A 17,031-nucleotide genomic window follows, 5' to 3' on the forward strand; every position below is an offset into this window, starting at 1 on the left:
TGCGGCGCGTCTGGGGGGACCGCGCTGCGACAGCTGTCGCAGGGAGCGCGGCTCAGTCGCCGCCGGCGGTCGCGAGCGCGACGGCGTGGAGCGTCCACGCGTCCGCCAGGTCGTACGGGTCGCCCGGCGCCGCGCGGGATCGGGCCTCGGCGGGGGCGCGGTGTCCCGTGCCGACGAGCGCGGCGACGGCGCGCTCGTGCCCGCCCAGCCAGGCGCACACGCGCGACAGGCCCCGCGCGCCGCACGGGCGGGCCGCCTGGCGGACGGCGTGGAGCCCGTCGAGATCGTGCACGTCGGGGCGCGCGGCCAGGGGCGACCACGACGCGCGTCCGCGCCGCGGCACGAGGACGGTGCCGTCGCCGTCGGCGACGCAGAGCGCGAACGGCCACAGCGCCACGACGTCGTCCGGGCCCGAGCGCACGTACCGCGTGACCGCACGGCGGCGGCCGGGCGGCGCGGCCTCGCGGCGGAAGCCGAGCCGGCGCAGGACGTTGCCGTCCGGATGCGCGGCGTCCCGCCCCAGGTGGTGGAACTGCGCCTCGAGCAGCGCGGCGACGGCGGCCCGGCCGCCCGGGTCGGCGCGCGCGGCGGCGAGCGCCCGGGCACGGCTGACGGGAGCACGGGCGCTCATCGCGGGCCGGCCGTCGTCGGGGCCTGGCGGGAGGACGACCACCGGCGTCGCCGCCGGTCCGGCCCCCGGCCCGCCCGGGCCTCCGCCACCACGCCGGCCAGCGCCGCGAGACCGAGCGCGGCGCCGAGGGCGACGACGGGGCGCCTCCACGTCGGCACGGCCGTCGCGTCGGCGCCCGTCACGGCGTCCTCGCTGGCGGGGCGTGCGACGGAGGCGTCCGGGGGCGCGGCCGCACCCGCGGACGCTCCGGCCGCGTCGGGGCCCGCGAGCACGGTCCCGCTCACGGTGCCCGGTCCCGAGCGCGCTGCGCCGTCCCCTCGGGATGCGGCTCGCGGCCCGCCGCCGCGCTGCCCCGGCCGATGATCCGGTGCCGGCGTCGGCCCACCGCCGCGCCGCCACCCCGCGGACGGCCGAGCCGACGCGGCGGGCGCCCGCCCGTTCGGCGCGGCGGACCCGTCGCGGCCGGAGCCTCCGGTCGACGATCCGTCGCCGGCTCGCGCTCGTGCTCCGCCGCGGCCCCGACGCCGCGCGCCGGCCGGGCCCCCGCCCGGTCCCGCGGAACCCGCGCTCGCGGGCCGCTCGTCCCGCGGCGCCGGGGTCGCCGGCACGGCGCCGACGGTCACGGTCCGTGCCGCCGAGGCGCCGGAGAGCGCGCCGGCCGTGACGGTCACGAACACCTCGTGGCGGCCGGCCCGCCGGAACCGGTGCGTCAGCTCGCGGCCGTCCCGGTGGACGCCGTCGCCGAGGTGCCAGCGGAAGCGGGCCCCCGGCGGCGCGGCGTCCGCGCGGGCGACGAGGCGCACGTCCTCCCCCACCGCGACGCGGCGCGGCGTCACGTCGGCGGTGACGGCGATCCGCTCGCCGCCTGCGACCACCACCCGGACGGCCGCGCCGGCGGGGGCGTCGAGTCGCGCCGTGGCCGTGCCGGCGCCGGCCGCCCGCAGCGCGTGCACGCCGTCGTCGTCGGCCCAGACGACAGGCGGGACGGCCGGGCCGCGACCGAACGGCGGCGGCTCGCCGAGGTCGTCGCCGTCCAGCGTCAGCACCCCGGACGGGGCATGCGCCGTCACCGTCCGCACGCCGTCCGGGTCGCCCCCGGCCAGCACGACGAGCTTGCGGAACGAGAGGCCGTCGCGGCGCACGCCGAGCGCCGGGCCGCCCCAGTCGGCGCTGGCGACGTCGGCCTCGACGGCGATCCTCTCGGGGGCGATCGTCGCGGTGCGCCCACCGACCTCGACGACGACCTGCGCGCCGGCCGGGGCCGGCGTCGCGGTCGCGGCGGCGACCAGGGCCGCCGCCGCGGCGAGGGTCCGCGGCCGCACGCCGTCACCCGGCCGTGCCGGCCGGGACGGCGACGGGGTCGGGGTCGGACGCCGCCGACGTGCGCCGTCGGCGTCCGACCAGGCCGTGGCGCGGCCCGAGGACGGCGCAGAGGACGAAGACGCCGGTCGCCACGAGCACGATCAGGCCGCCGGCGGCCAGGTTCAGCCCGTAGGACAGGTACAGCCCGACGAGGGACGAGCCGGCGCCGATCGCCGGGGCCAGGAGCGTCATGACCCACAGGCGATCGGTCAGCAGGCGCGCGCACGCCGCCGGCGTGATCAGCAGCGCGAGCACCAGGATGTTGCCGACGGCCTGCAGCGAGATGACGATCGCCACGGTGACCATCGCGTAGAGCGCCAGGTCGAGCGCCATCACCGGCAGGCCGGCGGCCCGCGCCGTCTCGCGGTCGAGCGTCACGGCCACGAGCGGGCGGTGCAGCGCCCCCGTGGCGAGCAGCAGCAGCGCGCCCGCGACGGCGACCGTCCACACGTCCCGCGTCGAGATGCCGAGGATCTGCCCGAACAGGAACGACTCGAGGGAGCCGCTGTACCCGGGGGCGCTGCTGAGGACGACGATTCCCAGGCCGAACGCCGCGGCGAAGAAGACGCCGATGACGGTGTCCTCCTTCAGCCGCCGGTTCTGCGCGACGAGCGCGATCGCCAGCGCCGTCGCCAGACCCGCGACGGCCCCGCCGAGGACGAGGTCCACGTGCAGCACGAACGCGATCGCGACTCCGGGGAAGACGGCGTGCGCCACGGCGTCGCCGATGAACGCCATCCCGCGCAGCACGACGAAGACGCCGACGACGCCGCAGACGACGCCCGACATCACGGACACGAGCAGCGCCCGCACCATGAACGCGTGGTCCCACGGCTCCGCGAGGAAGCCCGCCACGGACGCCACGGCGCTCACGCCCCCGCCCCCAGCGCGTGGAGCAGCTGCTCGGAGCGCGCGACGCCGAACGCCCGCAGCCACAGGGCCGGGTCGCGCAGCTCGGCCGGCGGCCCGTCCGCGACGACGGTCCGGTTGAGGAGCACGATCCGGCCGCACAGCTCCGCCGCGGCGCCCAGGTCGTGGGTGGTCATGAGCAGCGTGGTCCCCTCGTCGCGCAGCCGGCGGAAGAGCGCCGTCAGGAGCTCCTGCGTCGGCACGTCCAGGCCGGTGAACGGCTCGTCGAGCAACAGCAGCGGGGGCCGAAGCGCGAGCGCCCGGGCGACGAGCACGCGTTGCCGCTGGCCCCCGGAGAGCTCGCCCACCGGCCGCCCCGCCAGATCGGTCAACCCCGCGAGCGCCAGCGCGTCCGCGACGGCCCGGTGGTCCTCGGCGCGCGGCCGGCGGAGCCAGCCCGTCCGATGGGTGCGGCCCGTGAGGACCGCGCCGCGCACCGAGATCGGGAAGTCCCACGCGAACTCGTGGCGCTGCGGGACGTACCCGAGCGTGCCGCGGGCCGCCGCCGGCGTGCGGCCGTCGACGCGCACGGCGCCCGCCGCGACCGGCAGCAGGCCGAGCACCGCGCGGAGCAGCGTCGTCTTGCCGGCGCCGTTGGGCCCGATGAGCCCGGTCAGCTCGCCGCGGCCGAGCCGCAGGTCGACGTCGTGCAGCGCCCGCCGACCACCGAGCTCGACCCCCACGCCGCGCAGGTCCACGAGGGCGGCGGCGCTCACGCCTGCCCCCGGACGCGGCGCAGCCGCAGCCCCGTGGCGACGACCACGACCGCGAGCACGAGGAGCGCACCGAGCAGGATCGGCACCCCGGCGTCCGTGCCGGCCGCGGCCCGGCCCGCGTCGTCCGCCCCCTCGTGGTCGCCGCCGACGGCGAAGGCCGCGTCGGGGTCCGCGCCGCCGACGGCGAAGCGCAGCAGCCGGCGATCGGCGACGCGCGTGCCGTCGCGCAGCACCGCCGACATCTCGACGTCGAGCGCGTAGGCGCCGGGCCGCGGGAACGCCCAGTTGCCGTGGACGTGGGTGTCCACGGCGACCGTCGACCGCTGGGGGAACGGCCGGGCGCCGGCGAAGACGACCTCGGGCGTGCCGAACCCGTCGTTGAGGAAGAGCGCGAACCCCCGCGCCGCCGCGGCGTCCGGGCCGCGGACCCCGTGCAGCGTCCAGGTGACGGGGCGCCGCACGCGCGCGGTCACCCCCGGGTCCTGGGTGTTCCAGCCGGGCCAGACGACCCCGGGCCGCTGCGTCTGCGGCAGCACCCACACGCGATCGCCCGGCCGACCGAGGAAGCGGTACGCCGGATCGGCGGGGAGCGTGGTCCGCGCGGCGGTCCCGACCTCGAGCACGAGCTCGTCGAGCGCGTGCCACGCCGAGCGGCCGTCGTGGTCGACGTGCGCCTGCAGGGCCCACCGTCCGTCGACGAGCCGCGGCCCCACGTCCACGTGCCCGTCCCGCGCGACGTGCCGGCCGGCGGGCGCGTCGCGCTCCGCGGCCGCGGACCGGGCGGCCGTCGGCGCCGCCCCGGCGAGGAGCGCCAGCACCAGGAGCGGGGCGAGCAGGCGCCGCGCGCCGCCGCGGCCGCTCACGAGCGGCCCCCGAGGCAGCGCCGCAGCTCGAGCGCGTTGTGGCGCATCATCGCCACGTAGTTCGTGACCTGCGCGTCGAACGCGTCGCCGTAGAGCTTGCAGACGCGCACGCCCCGGTCCCGCGCCACCTGGCGCAGCACGGTGGCGCGCTGCGCCAGGTTCGGCTCGAGGAAGACCGCCGGCACGTCGAGCCGGTCGATCGTGTCGTTCAGGGTGCGCAGCTGCTCCACGCTCGGCTCCTGGGCCGGGTTCGGCACCACGAAGCCGGCGACGGACAGGTCGTACGCGTCGGCGAGGTACCCGAAGGCGTCGTGCGTGGTGATGAGCTGCCGGCGGCCGCGCGGGACCTCGGCGACCGTGCGGCGGACGAAGGCGTCGAGGTCGTCCAGGCGCCGGACGTAGGCGGCGGCCCGCCGGTCGAACTCCGCGGCGTGCTGGGGCGCCCGCTCCTTCAGCGTGTCGCGGATGATCAGCGCGTAGGCCTTGGCGTTGCGCACGTCGGCCCACAGGTGCGGGTCGATCTCGCCGTGGACGTGCTTGCCCAGGACGGCCTGCGGCAGCTGGTGGATGCGGGCGCCGGGCGGGCCGAGGAAGCGGAAGCGCGCCTCCTTCGGCACCGTGTCGACCGCCCGGTCGGGCACCTCGATCACGGCCTCTGCGGGCGCGATCTCGCGCTGCGCGCCGCCGGGGCGGCCGGCGTCCGCGTAGGCGTACATCCGCCCGTGGTCCAGGTCGACGGTCAGGTCGGTGTGCCCGTCGCCCAGGACGGTCCGCCGGCCGGCCGTCCGCACCCTCTGCGGGTCGACGCCGACGGCGAAGCGGAACGTGCCCCGCGCGATCGGCGGGCCGGGGCGACCTCCCACGTGGCGCACGCGCGCCTCCAGCGTGAGCGTGTGCACGCCGGGCCGCGAGAACGCCCAGTTCAGGTGGGTGTGCGCCGCCGGCGGCAGCGTCGTCGTGTCGGCGTCCGCCGTGAAGCCGTCGCGGGACGAGAACGCGATCTCGGGCCGGCCGAGCGATCCGGTCAGGTACGCCGTGACGTCACCCGGGCCGGTCGCCCGCGTCGCCGTCAGCAGCACCTCGGACGCGCGCGTCGCGCCGAGCCCGCGCCCGCTGCCGCGCACGCGCAGGCCGAGCCACAGGACGTCCAGCCCGACGTCCTCGACGAGCGGGATGACGTTGGCGCCGTAGGCCTCGGACTCCTCGGCGAGGGACACGTTGGGCGCGCCCTTCGGGGCGTTGGCGTCGATCGTCTTGATGAGCGCGTGCTCCTCGAGGAGCAGGTGGTTGGTGAACGTCGCGTCGGCGCGGGACACGCGGGCCGCGTCGGCGGGCGTGGGCTCGTAGGAGTGCGGGTCGCCGCTCGTCGGCACGATGGACCCCGCGCTCACCCGATCGCCCCCGACCTGCCGCACGAGGTCCGCGAGGATCGGGGTGGTGGCGACGACCGTCAGGCGCCCGTCCGCATCGGCGGCCTCGCCGTCGTCGCGGATGCCCGCGGCTCCGCACCCGCCGGCGCCCGTGACCGCGAGCAGCACGAGCGCGGCGACGAGACGACGGTGCACCGGTCGTGCGTGGCGCACGCTCAGCCGACCCGCAGCCGCAGGGTCGAGGTGGCGCGCAGCGCGGCGCCCGACCGCGATGTGCCGGACAGCGCGAACGTCAGGCGGTAGCTGCCCCGCCGGGTGAACGCCCAGTTGCCGTGCGCGTGCACGCCCGCCGGCAGGGCGCGACGCTGCGGCAGGCGCTTCGCCGACGTGAAGAGGACGTCGGGTCGGCCGAACGCCCCGTTCTGGAAGAGCACGAAGCGGCCGGGCCCGCTGACCGTCGTCAGGCGCCACGTCAGGTCGCCGCGGAGGCGCCCGGCGTCGATCGCCTCGGTGTTCCAGCCGGCCCACACGACGCCCCGACGCTGCACCTGGGGCAGCAGCCACGCCGTGGTGCCGGCGGGACCGACGGCCCCGAGGCCCGACGGCAGGGTGACGCGCGCGGCCCCGCCGACGCGGACCAGCACCGACGCGGTCGAGCGCCAGCGCGCCCGGCCGCCCGCCGTGGCGTCCTTCACGCCCAGCCGCAGTCGTCCGCCCGACAGGCGGGCCGCCACGGCGTCCAGGTGGCCGGCGCGCACCTCGGTGCGGCGGGCCGCGTCGGCGGGAGCGGGCACCGCCAGCGCGACGGTGGCGAGCGCCGCGCCGGCCAGGGCGGCGGGGCGTCCGGTGGGGACGCTGCGGAGGGGGAGGGACGGCACGGGGATCGGTCTCTTCTCGGACGACGGGGCGGACGGACGCGGCGGCGCCGAAGCGGCGGCCGACGAGCGGCGAGACGCCATTATAAGAACGATTCTCGTTATTGTGCGGCGCGCCGAACCCGGCATCCCGACCCCGGAGAGACCCCATGTCCCCCATCCCCATCGCCCCACGGGCCGCCGCCGCGGTGCTGCGCGCACCGCTGCTGGCGCTCGCCGTCCTCCTCGCCCTGGCGCTGCCCGCCGCCGCCCGCGCCGCCGATCCGGCGCTGACGATCGACGGCCTCGCCGGCCATTACCACTCCGGCTCGCCCGTGAGCCTGTCGGTCACCCAGGACCCGCCGTCCGACAACGACCACTACCACTGGTACCACCGGTGCGCGGGGGCCCCGGACTGGACCGTCGTGTCGGGGGCCAAGACGAGCCTGTCGCTCGTCGCCGCCCCCGAGCTGCACGACTGCCAGGTCGTCGTGCGGCTGTTCGGCGAGAACCACGCGGTCGTCGCCGAGTCGGCGCCCGCGACGATCGAGATCGACGACCACGGTCACGGCCCGGCGCCGCTCGCGCTGACCGTCGACGGCCTGCGCGACCACTACCACTCGGGCGACGCCATCGAGCTGACCGCGACGCCGAGCCGCACCGCCGACAACGCCGCGGCGCACCGCGGCTGGTACCAGCGCTGCACCGCCGACGGGCCGTGGGAGCGCACGGCCGGCACCGTGGACGCCGAGGGCCGCCTGACCCTCGTCGCCGCGCCCGAGCTCGACGGCTGCGAGATCGTCGCGCGGCACTTCGGCGCGGCGTCCACGCCCGTCGTCGTGCACGTGGAGGACCACGGGGCCGGCACGCCGGCGCCCGCGCTCACCGTCACCGGGGCGCGCGACCACTACCACCCGGGCGACGCCATCGCGCTCACCGCCGTGCAGGAGCCCGCGACCGAGCTGGACCACTACCACTGGTTCGTGCGCTGCGGCGACGGCGACTGGACCGTCGAGCCCGGCGCCTTCGCCGCGGCCTGGAGGACGACGGCCGACGCCCGCCACGACGGCTGCGCGGTGCAGGCCCGCCTGTACGACCACGACCACGCCGTCGTCGCGGAGTCGGCGCCCGTGACGCTGCACGTCACCGACCACGCCCACGACCAGCCGGCCGTGCCGGTCGCCCCGGCGCCGGTCGCGCCGCAGGCCCCGGCCCTGCCCGTCGCCCCGACGCCCGTCGCGCCGACCAGCGCGCCGGCGGCCCGGCTGACCGCCCCCGCCGGCACGCGGGCCGCCGCGCTGCGACGCGCGGGCCACCTGCGCACCGTGGTCCGCCTGGACCGCGCCGCCCGGGTGACCGTCCGCGCCACGATCCGCGCGGCCGCCGCCCGGCGCCTCGGGCTGCGCGTGCCCCGCGGTGCCCGCACCGTCGCGCTCGGCAGCGCGCGGACGACGCGGGCCAAGGCCGGCCCCGCCGTGCTGCGCGTGCGCCTGGCGGCGAAGCACCGCCGCGCGCTGCGCGCCGTCCGCGGCACCCTGCGCATCACCGTCGCCGCCACGGTCCGCGACGCGGACGGCCGGACGACCACGGTCCGCCGCACCGTCAAGGTGCGCCGCTGATGCGCCCCGGGAGCCGGTGGACCGGCCGGCTCCCGTCCGGCCGCCGGGCCGGGCGGGCCGCCGCGGCGACCCTGGGGGCCGCTCTCGCCGCCGGGGCGATCGCCCCGGCGGCCGCCGGCGGCGTCGAGATCGCCGACGGCCACGTCGACTACGCCGCCCGCGCGGCGGGAGGCACGCTGCGCAGCGAGATCCACCACGGGTCCGCGTGGCACGCGGTCGGCGACGTGACGCTGCGGGTGGCGGCGTCCGCCCGGACGACCGTCCCGGCGGGCCCCGGCCACGCGTTCCTCGGTCCGGCAGGATCGCCCGTGTGGCTGCTGCCGCAGACGCAGCGGGCGGGCCTGCCGTGGCTGGGCTGGAGCGCCGAGGCGCTGCCCGGCGCGGACGGGCCGCTGACGTGGAGCCTGGACGCCGTGGACGGTCCGGGCACGGTCGCGCTGTTCCAGGAGAACGCGTTCGGCGACGCGACGCGGCGCTTCGACAGCGCCGACGGCCTGCCGGACGCGCTGCCGCTCGCGGCCGGGGAGCACGCCCACGGCGCCTGGTCCTTCACCCGTCCCGGGACCTACCGCCTGACGATGACCCACCGCGCATCGGTCGGCGGGACGCCGCAGGCCGACACGCGGACGCTCACCGTCGTCGTGGACGGGGCGCTGCCCGGCCCGCCCGGCGACGCGCCGCCGGCCGCGAGCCCCCCGGCCACCGTGCCCGCCCCCGGGGGAAGCGGCGCCCGGCCCGTGCCGCGCTCGCGCCTCGCCGTCCGCTCCGGCGCGCTGCGGATGGACGCCGGGCGCCGGATCGCCGTGCGGCTGCGCTGCGTCGGCCCGCGGGCCTGCCGGGGTCGCCTGGCCGTGCGGTCCGTCGGCCGCGTCCGTCACGGCCACGCGCGCCGCCGGCTCGCCGTGGCCACCGGGCGCTACGCCGTCGCGGCCGGGACGACGCGGACGGTGCGGCTGCGGGCCACGGCGTCCGTCGCCCGCACCCTGCGCCGCCGGACCGGCGCGCGCCTGGCGGTGCGCGCCGTCGCCACGCCGTCCGACGGCGGCCCGCGCACCGTCCGCCGCCTGCGGCTCGCCGTGCGCTGAGGGACCGTCGGTCCGCCGCCCGCCCGCTACGGTGGGCGGGTGGCGGCGGACGTCCAGGACCTCGTCGACGACCTCGCCGCCCTGCTCGGCCGGCCCGTCTCGCTCGAGGACCGCCGGTGGCGCCTGCTGGCGTACTCCGCGCTCAGCGGCCCCGAGGACCGGGTGCGCCAGGCGTCGATCCTCACCCGGGTGGCGCCACCCGAGGTGGCCGCGTGGCTGGAGACGCTCGGGCTGCCGACGGCCGGGCCGCTCGTCGCCACGCCTGCCAACGCCGCGATCGGGATGGGCCCGCGCGCGTGCGCGCCCGTCCGCCACGACGGGGTGCTGCTCGGCTTCCTGTGGGTGATCCCCGGGGACCGCCCGCTCGACGACCGCGAGCAGGCCGCGACGGTGGACGCCGCCGCGACGGTCGGCGCGCTGCTGCGCCGCCGGCAGGGTGCGGCCGCGGCGGAGCGGCGCGAGACCGAGCGCCTCGTCGCCGGGGTGCTCGACCCCGACGACCCCGCGGCGCGCGAGGCCGCGGCCGAGGCGTTGCGTGCCCGACGGGGCTGGGACCGCGGCGCGCGGATCGCCGTCGCCGTCGCCGCCGTGCCGCCCGGCGGCCCCGACGACCCCGCCGACGTCGGCGCCCGCGCCGAGCGCCGCTGGCACGCGGGCGAGCTGGCGTGGCGGGCGGCCGGCGAGCGCGTCGTGGCGCTGGCCCCGACGACGGACGCCGGCGCCTTGGCCCGCGCCCTGCAGCGGGCGGGGGCGCGGCACGCGGGCGCGGCGTCCGCGACCGGGCTGGGGGCGGCGCACACCGCCCGCGCCGCGGCGGAGGACGCGCTGCTGGTGTGCGCCGCGCTGCCGTCCCGGGGCCCCGCGGCCGCCGACGCCGAGCTGGGCGCGTGGCCCGCGGCCGCGCGCCTGTGGGACGCCGCGGGCCGGCCGGCCCAGCCCGCGCTGCTCGCGCCGCTTCGCGACCACCGCGACGCCGCCGAGCTGGTCGCCGCGCTCGAGGCCGTGCTGGAGCGGGCGGGCGACGTGGCCGGCGCCGCCCGCGCCCTCCACGTCCACCGCGCGACGCTCTACCGCCGCCTCGCCCGCGCCGAGGGACTGCTGGGGATCGACCTGCGGCGCGGCGACGACGTCCTGCGCGCGCACCTGGCGGTCCGCGCGTGGCGGCTGGCGCAGGGTCTCCGCGGGGGCACGGCGCCCGCGCCCGAGGCGCCTCCGCCGCCGCGGACGGCGTCCACGAATCCGTAGAAACCCCGGACGGGCCGTGTGGCATCGGGCCGTCGTCGGGCGCCCGCGACGGTTCTACGGTCGGGGTACCGCAGTCACCCGCCCCCCGGAAGCCCCGCATGCCCGACACGATCATCGCCGCCTACGACGGGTCCGCCGGCGCCCGCGACGCCCTGGCCCTCGCCACCGTCCTGGCCGACGCCGACCCCGCGCGGCCCACGCACATCACCGTCACCTCCGTCTACCGCTACACCCCCGTCGGCGACCCCAGCGTGGCCGGCGAGTACGAGCGGCTCTTCCGCGACGCCGCGCAGGAGCGTCTGGCCGAGGCGCAGAAGGCGCTCGAGGGCCGGGAGGACACGAGCTTCCGCGTCGTCCGCGGCACGTCGGCCGCCGAGGGGCTGCACCGCGTCGCGGCGGCCGAGGGCGCCCGGGCGATCATCGTCGGCGGCAGCCACACGGGCACGCTGGGCCGCGTGCTGCCCGGCAGCGTCACGGAGCAGACGCTGCACGGCGCCCCGTGCAGCGTCGCCGTAGCCCCCGCCGGCTACGCCGACGCCGACCACCGCATCCGCACCGTCGGCGTGGCGTTCGACGACTCGACCGAGGCGCGCCACGCCCTCGGCATCGCGGCCGACCTGGCGTCGCGCTTCGGCGCCGCGCTGCGGATCGTCCGCGTGCTCGACGAGCAGATCGTCTGGTACGGCGGCTACGCCGGGCCGGGGGCCATGGCGGACATCCGCGACTACGTGCGCGAGACGGTGCGCGAGGCCGAGGCCTCCGTGCAGGGCGTCGACGACGTCTCCGGCGTCCTGCTCGAGGGCAGCGTGCCGGTGCGGCTGGCCGAGGCCAGCCGCTCCCTCGACCTGCTCGTCGTCGGGTCGCGCGGCCACGGCCCGATCCGCCGGGTGCTGCTCGGCAGCGTGTCCGCCCGGCTGGCGCGCGAGAGCGCCTGCCCGCTCGTCGCCGTCCCGCACTCCGACGTGCCGGGCGAGGGGGACGCCCCGGACGCGGACCGCGCCGACGCGCCGGCGACGGCCTGAGCCGGGCGCCGGGCGCCGGCCGGGGCCCGACCGGTCCGCTCCCGGTCCCCGCCCGGCGGGCGCGTGTGCCGCCGGGCGGGGACCGGAAGCGCGCCTACCGCTCGATGCCGGAGCGCTCCGCGATCGCGCGGTAGACGACGGAGAAGTCCTTGCCCGCCGTCTCGCCCTCGTTCAGCGCCCGGTACACCTCGCCGGCGTGGCGGCCCAGCTCGGCGTGCACGCCGGTCTTCTCGACCGCCGCGAGCGCCAGGCCCAGGTCCTTGTTCATCAGGCTGACCGCGAAGCCGGGCTGGTACTCGCGGTTGGCGGGGCTCGTCGGGACGGGCCCGGGCACGGGGCAGTTGACGTTGAGCGCCCAGCACTGCCCGGTCGCGACGGACGAGACGTCGTAGAGCGCCTGGTCCTCCACGCCGAGCTTCTCGGCCAGGGCGAACGCCTCCGCCACGCCGATCTGGTGGATCGCGAGCAGCATGTTGTTGCAGAGCTTCACCGCCTGGCCGGCGCCCGAGTCGCCGCAGCGCACGGCGCGCGCGCCGAGCACGTCCAGGACGGGCCGCGCGGCCTCGACGTCGGCCTCGGGGCCGCCAACCATGAACGCCAGCGTGCCGGCCTCGGCGCCGACGACGCCGCCGGAGACGGGCGCGTCCAGGGCACGCAGACCCGCCGCCCGCGCCTCGTCGGCGGCGGCGCGGGCGTCGTCGACGTCGACGGTCGAGGTGTCGACGAGCAGCGCGCCGGGCTGCGCGTGCGCCAGGATCCCGTCCTCGCCGCGGTAGCAGCCCAGCAGCAGCGCGCCGTTGGGCAGCGACGTCATCACGACGTCCGCGCCGGCAACGGCCTCGGCGATCGACGCGGCGCCCGTCACGCCGGCCTCCTCCGCCTTCGCCACCGCCTCGGGGACGACGTCGAAGCCGCGGACCGCGTAGCCGGCCTTCGCCAGGTTGGCGGCCATCGGGCCGCCCATGTGGCCCAGGCCGACGAACGCGACCGTGGTGCCGTCGGGGGTGAGCGCGCTCATGCGGATGCCTCCTGCGCCAGGCCCAGGTCGCCGGCCGGCGAGGGCGCGAAGTAGCGGTCCAGCTCGGCGTCGTCGACCCCGTCCAGCGTCGCGGGCGACCACTGCGGGTTGCGGTCCTTGTCCACGACCTGCGCGCGGATGCCCTCGACGAAGTCGGGGGTCGACAGGAACGCGGTCGAGACGCGGAACTCCTGGTCGAGCGCGGCCTCCAGGCTCGGCAGCTCGCGCGCCCGCCGCAGCGCCCGCAGGGTGACCTTGAGCGAAGTCGGCGACTTGCCCTCCATCCACGCCAGCGCCTGCTGCGCGTCGGGCTCGTCGCGGTCCCGCAGGTCGGCGACGATCTCCTCCACGGTCCCGTGCGCGAAGGCCTGGTTGATCCAGCGGCGCGACTGCGAGAGGGTGCCGCGCTTGATCTCGACCTCGACGTCCTCGGCGCGCTCGATGGCGCCGTCGACGTCGCCCGTCCGCAGCTCCTCGAGCAGCGTCGGCAGGGCGGCCGCCGCCACGATGCGGTCGGCCAGGCCGGCGGCGATGGCGTCGTGGGCGCCGAGCCGCGCGCCGGTCAGCGCCAGGTAGGTGCCGAGCTCGCCGTCGCCGCGCGAGAGCAGCCACGTCCCGCCGACGTCGGGGGTGAAGCCGATGCCGACCTCGGGCATCGCCGAGATCAGCCGCTCCGTCGCCAGGCGGTGGCTGGCGTGGCCGGCCAGGCCGATGCCGCCGCCCATCACGACGCCGTCCATCAGGGCAACGATCGGCTTGGGGTACGACGCGATCCGAGCGTTCAGCTCGTACTCCTCGCGCCAGAACGTGGCGGCGGCGTCCGTGCCCTGCTTCGCGGAGTCGTGCAGCGCGACGATGTCGCCGCCGGCGCACAGGCCGCGCTCGCCGGCGCCGTCGATCGCCACGACGCGCACGTCGGGGTCGCGCTCGAACGCGTCGAGCGCCGCGGCGAGGGTGCGGATCATCCCGATCGTCAGCGCGTTGATCGCCTTCGGCCGGTTGAGCGTCAGGTGCCCGAGCGCGCCCTCGGTGCGGACGAGGACCTCTTCGGCCTGGGTGGGATCGTCGGTCATGCGGGCCTCCGGGGGACGGGGGTGGGGACGGGGCGCCGGTCGGCGCGGACGGTCGCGGCCATCATGCCCCGCCGGCGGCCGCGCGTGGCGACCGTCATGCGCCCTTCCGCATGACGTCGCGGGAGACGATGAGGCGCATGACCTCGTTGGTGCCTTCGATGATCTGGTGCGCGCGCAGGTCGCGGACGATCTTCTCCATGCCGTACTCGTTCAGGTAGCCGTAGCCGCCGTGCAGCTGCAGGCCCTGGTCGGCGACGCGGATGGCGATGTCGGTGGCGGTGCGCTTGGCCATCGCGCACAGGCGCGTCTTGTCGGGGTCCCCCGCGTCGAGGGCGGCCGCGGCGCGCCACAGGAAGGTGCGGGCCATCTCCAGCTCGGTGGCCATGTCGGCGATCGCGAACTGCACGGTCTGGAAGCCGCCGATCGGCCCGCCGAACTGCTCGCGCTCGCCGACATAGCGGACGGTCTTCTCGATCGCCGCCTGCGCGCCGCCGATCGAGCACGCGCCGATGTTCAGGCGCCCGCCGTCCAGGCCGGCCATCGCGATCGCGAAGCCCGAGCCCTCCTCCCCCAGCCGGTTGGCGGCCGGGACGCGGCAGTCGTCCAGGTTGACCGACGCCGTGGGCTGTGCGCGCCAGCCCATCTTGTGCTCCTGCTTGCCGAACGACAGGCCGGGCGTGCCGTCCTCGACGACGAACGCCGTCACGCCCTTCGGGCCGGCGCCGCCGGTGCGGGCCATGACGACGTAGATCCCGGCGCTGCCGGCGCCCGAGATGAACTGCTTGGCGCCGTTGAGGACGTACTCGTCGCCGTCGCGCACGGCCGTGGTCTTCAGCGCCGCGGCGTCCGACCCGGCGCCCGCCTCGGTCAGGCAGTACGCGCCGAGCGTCTCCATCGTCGCCAGCCCCGGCACCCAGCGCTCGCGCTGCGCGTCGTCGCCGAAGCGGTCGACCATCCACGTGGCCATGTTGTGGATCGACGTGTAGGCGGCGATCGTCGGGCAGCCCGTGCCGAGCGCCTCGAAGATCAGGGCGGCGTCCAGGCGCGTCAGGCCCGAGCCGCCGAAGCGCTCGTCGCAGTAGATGGCGCCCAGGCCCAGCTCGGCGGCCTCGCGCAGCACGTCGACGGGCAGGTGGTGGCGCTCGTCCCAGTCGACGGCGTGCGGGGCGATCCGCTCGTCGGCGAACTGCCGCGCCATCGCCTGGACCTCGCGCTGGTCGTCGTCCAGGTGGAAGGGGGCCGCGGCCCCCGGGGTCGTCGTCGCCATCGGTCAGTCCATCTGCGGCATGACGAAGGACGCGCCGCCGGCGGTCGAGTCGCCGTCCCGGGTCGGCTTCGGCCAGCGCTGCGTGACGGTCTTCGTGCGCGTGTAGAAGCGGATCGCGTCGGGGCCGTGCTGGTTGAGGTCGCCGAAGCCGGAGCGCTTCCAGCCGCCGAACGTGTGGTAGGCGATCGGCACCGGGATCGGCACGTTCACGCCGACCATGCCCGTGTCGACGCGGCGGGCGAACTCGCGGGCGGTGTGGCCGTCGCGGGTGAAGATCGCCACGCCGTTGCCGTAGTCGTGCTCGCTCGGGAAGGCCAGCGCCTCCTCGAACGTGTCGACGCGGGCGATCGACAGGACGGGCCCGAAGATCTCCTCCTGGTAGATCCGCATGTCGCGCGTGACGCCGTCGAAGAGCGTGCCGGCGACGTAGAAGCCGCCCTCGTCGCCCGCGACCTGGCCCTCGCGCCCGTCGACGACGGCGGTGGCGCCCTCGTCGATGCCGATCTGGATGTAGTCCTCCACGCGCTTCTTCGCGTCGGCCGTGACGAGCGGGCCGTAGTCGGCGTCGGGATCCGTCGGCGACGAGATCCTCAGCGCCTCGACCCGCGGCTTGAGGGCCGCGACCAGGCGGTCGGCGGTCTCCTTCCCCACGGGCACCGCGACCGAGATCGCCATGCAGCGCTCGCCGGCCGAGCCGTAGCCGGCGCCGATGAGCGCGTCGACGACGTCGTCCATGTCGGCGTCGGGCATGACGATCGCGTGGTTCTTCGCCCCGCCGAAGCACTGCGCGCGCTTGCCGGTCGCCGCCGCGCGCTCGTAGATGTACTGCGCGATCGGGGTGGAGCCGACGAAGCCGACGGCCTTGATCGTCGGGTGGTCGAGGATCGCGTCGACGGCCTCCTTGTCGCCGTTGACGACGTTGAGGACGCCCTGCGGCAGCCCCGCCTCGAGCGCCAGCTCGGCCAGCCGCAGCGGGACGGAGGGGTCGCGCTCGGAGGGCTTGAGGACGAACGCGTTGCCGCACGCGATGGCGGGCGCGAGCTTCCACAGCGGGATCATCGCCGGGAAGTTGAACGGCGTGATGCCGGCGACGACGCCGAGCGGCTGGCGCATCGAGAACACGTCGATGCCGGTGCCGGCGGCGTCCGAGAACTCGCCCTTGAGCAGATGCGGGACGCCCGTGGCGAACTCGGCGACCTCGAGCCCGCGCTGGATGTCGCCCTTCGCGTCGGGGACCGTCTTGCCGTGCTCGCTCGACAGCAGCTCGGCGAGCTCCTGCATGTGCTCGTTGATCAGGCCGACGAAGCGGTTCAGCACCCGCGCGCGCTTCTGCGGGTTCGTCGCCGCCCACGCGGGCTGGGCGGCCGCGGCGTCGCGGACGGCGGCGTCGACCTCGTCCTTCGACGCGAGCGCGACCTGCGCCTGCACCTGGCCGGTGGACGGGTCGAAGACGTCGGCGAAGCGGCCGGACGTGCCCTCGACGCGGGCGCCCCCGACGAAGTGCGGGATGACGGTGGAGACGGAGCTCATGGCGGGCCTTCCTCTGCGGGCGCCGGGCGGCGCGCGGATCGCATCGTGCGGGTGCCCGGCGTGACGGCGGGCACACGGGCGAATATAGGTGGAAGTCCGACTATCTGCAAGGCGCGCGTCGGCGACCGACGCGCGGAGCGGGCGCGGGGCGCGCCGCGGGCTCAGCGCGCGGCGTCGGCGGAGGCGCCCCGGATCGCCGCGTCGAGGGTGCGCTGGACGCGGCGGCTCGAGGTGCGCACGCTCGTGCGGACGATGGCGACGTTGACGCCGACCAGGACGGCCGCGAGCAGCAGCGTCCACGCGAGGGACATCACGCGCGGCCCCCGGTCGGGACGCGCCGGACGGCGGCGCGCGAGCGGTGGGCGGTGGCGGCGGAGCGGGTGGGGCGCATGGCGACGAGCGGGTCGGTGCGGCCGCCGGGCGCGACCGCTTCACCCCTATGTCGGAGGAGGCGGCGCCCTCCCCCC

The 17,031-nt window shown here is 77.7% G+C and carries 16 protein-coding genes; 4 read left to right on the forward strand and 12 right to left on the reverse strand.

The genetic code is table 11. The features are described 5' to 3' along the window. Nucleotides 1-52 precede the first annotated feature (52 nt). From J3P29_RS00095 to J3P29_RS00125, 7 genes are read right to left on the reverse strand one after another with little or no spacing between them, the layout of a single operon-like run. The gene (locus J3P29_RS00095; RefSeq protein WP_210490936.1) at nucleotides 53-631 is read right to left on the reverse strand and encodes a hypothetical protein; all 579 of its coding nucleotides are present in this window, start codon (nucleotides 629-631) and stop codon (nucleotides 53-55) included. Further along, nucleotides 628-1,953 (reverse strand): PKD domain-containing protein, encoded by a 1,326-nt coding sequence (locus J3P29_RS00100; RefSeq protein ID WP_210490937.1) that lies wholly within the window; start codon nucleotides 1,951-1,953, stop codon nucleotides 628-630. The genes J3P29_RS00095 and J3P29_RS00100 overlap by 4 nt, the downstream gene beginning before the upstream one ends. Before the next feature lie 4 nt (nucleotides 1,954-1,957). Then, nucleotides 1,958-2,857 (reverse strand): anchored repeat-type ABC transporter permease subunit, encoded by a 900-nt coding sequence (locus tag J3P29_RS00105; protein ID WP_349239795.1) that lies wholly within the window; start codon nucleotides 2,855-2,857, stop codon nucleotides 1,958-1,960. A gap of 5 nt (nucleotides 2,858-2,862) precedes the next feature. Continuing rightward, the gene (locus J3P29_RS00110; RefSeq protein WP_210490938.1) at nucleotides 2,863-3,618 is read right to left on the reverse strand and encodes an anchored repeat-type ABC transporter ATP-binding subunit; all 756 of its coding nucleotides are present in this window, start codon (nucleotides 3,616-3,618) and stop codon (nucleotides 2,863-2,865) included. After that, the gene (locus tag J3P29_RS00115; protein ID WP_210490939.1) at nucleotides 3,615-4,481 is read right to left on the reverse strand and encodes a choice-of-anchor M domain-containing protein; all 867 of its coding nucleotides are present in this window, start codon (nucleotides 4,479-4,481) and stop codon (nucleotides 3,615-3,617) included. Before J3P29_RS00115 ends, J3P29_RS00110 begins: the two co-directional genes overlap by 4 nt. Further along, on the reverse strand, nucleotides 4,478-6,046 hold the full coding sequence (locus tag J3P29_RS00120; protein ID WP_349239732.1) for an anchored repeat ABC transporter, substrate-binding protein: 1,569 nt from the start codon (nucleotides 6,044-6,046) through the stop codon (nucleotides 4,478-4,480). Before J3P29_RS00120 ends, J3P29_RS00115 begins: the two co-directional genes overlap by 4 nt. 20 nt (nucleotides 6,047-6,066) lie before the next feature. Beyond that, entirely contained in the window at nucleotides 6,067-6,729 is a 663-nt protein-coding gene (locus J3P29_RS00125) for a choice-of-anchor M domain-containing protein (RefSeq protein WP_210490941.1), read from the reverse strand. Nucleotides 6,730-6,875: 146 nt separating this feature from the next. Here J3P29_RS00125 and J3P29_RS00130 point away from each other — a divergent pair, with 146 nt between their 5' ends. The 4 genes from J3P29_RS00130 (at nucleotide 6,876) to J3P29_RS00145 (ending at nucleotide 11,676) form a co-directional block, all read left to right on the forward strand. Beyond that, nucleotides 6,876-8,324, forward strand: a complete 1,449-nt coding sequence (locus J3P29_RS00130; protein ID WP_210490942.1) for a hypothetical protein — start codon at nucleotides 6,876-6,878, stop codon at nucleotides 8,322-8,324. After that, entirely contained in the window at nucleotides 8,324-9,409 is a 1,086-nt protein-coding gene (locus J3P29_RS00135; protein WP_210490943.1) for a choice-of-anchor M domain-containing protein, read from the forward strand. The genes J3P29_RS00130 and J3P29_RS00135 overlap by 1 nt, the downstream gene beginning before the upstream one ends. A 39-nt stretch (nucleotides 9,410-9,448) precedes the next feature. Continuing rightward, nucleotides 9,449-10,654: a helix-turn-helix domain-containing protein gene (locus tag J3P29_RS00140; protein WP_210490944.1), complete on the forward strand. Its 1,206-nt coding sequence runs from the start codon at nucleotides 9,449-9,451 to the stop codon at nucleotides 10,652-10,654. A gap of 98 nt (nucleotides 10,655-10,752) precedes the next feature. Beyond that, on the forward strand, nucleotides 10,753-11,676 hold the full coding sequence (locus tag J3P29_RS00145) for a universal stress protein (RefSeq protein ID WP_210490945.1): 924 nt from the start codon (nucleotides 10,753-10,755) through the stop codon (nucleotides 11,674-11,676). Between the two features lie 94 nt (nucleotides 11,677-11,770). Here J3P29_RS00145 and mmsB read toward each other — a convergent pair whose 3' ends face one another. The 5 genes from mmsB to J3P29_RS00170 form a co-directional block, all read right to left on the reverse strand. Next, the gene (mmsB, locus tag J3P29_RS00150) at nucleotides 11,771-12,694 is read right to left on the reverse strand and encodes a 3-hydroxyisobutyrate dehydrogenase (protein ID WP_210490946.1); all 924 of its coding nucleotides are present in this window, start codon (nucleotides 12,692-12,694) and stop codon (nucleotides 11,771-11,773) included. Further along, complete coding sequence (locus tag J3P29_RS00155; RefSeq protein ID WP_210490947.1) at nucleotides 12,691-13,767, reverse strand: enoyl-CoA hydratase/isomerase family protein; 1,077 nt, start codon at nucleotides 13,765-13,767, stop codon at nucleotides 12,691-12,693. The genes mmsB and J3P29_RS00155 overlap by 4 nt, the downstream gene beginning before the upstream one ends. A gap of 94 nt (nucleotides 13,768-13,861) precedes the next feature. Further along, nucleotides 13,862-15,034: an acyl-CoA dehydrogenase family protein gene (locus J3P29_RS00160; protein WP_210490948.1), complete on the reverse strand. Its 1,173-nt coding sequence runs from the start codon at nucleotides 15,032-15,034 to the stop codon at nucleotides 13,862-13,864. A 3-nt stretch (nucleotides 15,035-15,037) separates the two neighbouring features. Continuing rightward, on the reverse strand, nucleotides 15,038-16,564 hold the full coding sequence (locus J3P29_RS00165) for a CoA-acylating methylmalonate-semialdehyde dehydrogenase (RefSeq protein ID WP_210490949.1): 1,527 nt from the start codon (nucleotides 16,562-16,564) through the stop codon (nucleotides 15,038-15,040). Nucleotides 16,565-16,725: 161 nt separating this feature from the next. Then, a complete protein-coding gene (locus J3P29_RS00170; protein WP_210490951.1) occupies nucleotides 16,726-16,878 on the reverse strand; it encodes a hypothetical protein in 153 nt (50 codons plus the stop codon). Nucleotides 16,879-17,031: the final 153 nt, after the last annotated feature.

Origin of the sequence: Patulibacter sp. SYSU D01012 (assembly GCF_017916475.1) — a bacterium.
Taxonomy (GTDB): domain Bacteria; phylum Actinomycetota; class Thermoleophilia; order Solirubrobacterales; family Solirubrobacteraceae; genus Patulibacter.

Excerpts from the sequence above, each read along its gene's own strand:
- J3P29_RS00155 (WP_210490947.1), bottom strand. The coding sequence starts at position 13,767 with ATGACCGACGATCCCACCCAGGCCGAAGAGGTCCTCGTCCGCACCGAG.
- J3P29_RS00095 (WP_210490936.1), bottom strand. The coding sequence starts at position 631 with ATGAGCGCCCGTGCTCCCGTCAGCCGTGCCCGGGCGCTCGCCGCCGCG.
- J3P29_RS00165 (WP_210490949.1), bottom strand. The coding sequence starts at position 16,564 with ATGAGCTCCGTCTCCACCGTCATCCCGCACTTCGTCGGGGGCGCCCGC.
- J3P29_RS00135 (WP_210490943.1), top strand. The coding sequence starts at position 8,324 with ATGCGCCCCGGGAGCCGGTGGACCGGCCGGCTCCCGTCCGGCCGCCGG.
- mmsB (WP_210490946.1), bottom strand. The coding sequence starts at position 12,694 with ATGAGCGCGCTCACCCCCGACGGCACCACGGTCGCGTTCGTCGGCCTG.
- J3P29_RS00145 (WP_210490945.1), top strand. The coding sequence starts at position 10,753 with ATGCCCGACACGATCATCGCCGCCTACGACGGGTCCGCCGGCGCCCGC.
- J3P29_RS00130 (WP_210490942.1), top strand. The coding sequence starts at position 6,876 with ATGTCCCCCATCCCCATCGCCCCACGGGCCGCCGCCGCGGTGCTGCGC.
- J3P29_RS00160 (WP_210490948.1), bottom strand. The coding sequence starts at position 15,034 with ATGGCGACGACGACCCCGGGGGCCGCGGCCCCCTTCCACCTGGACGAC.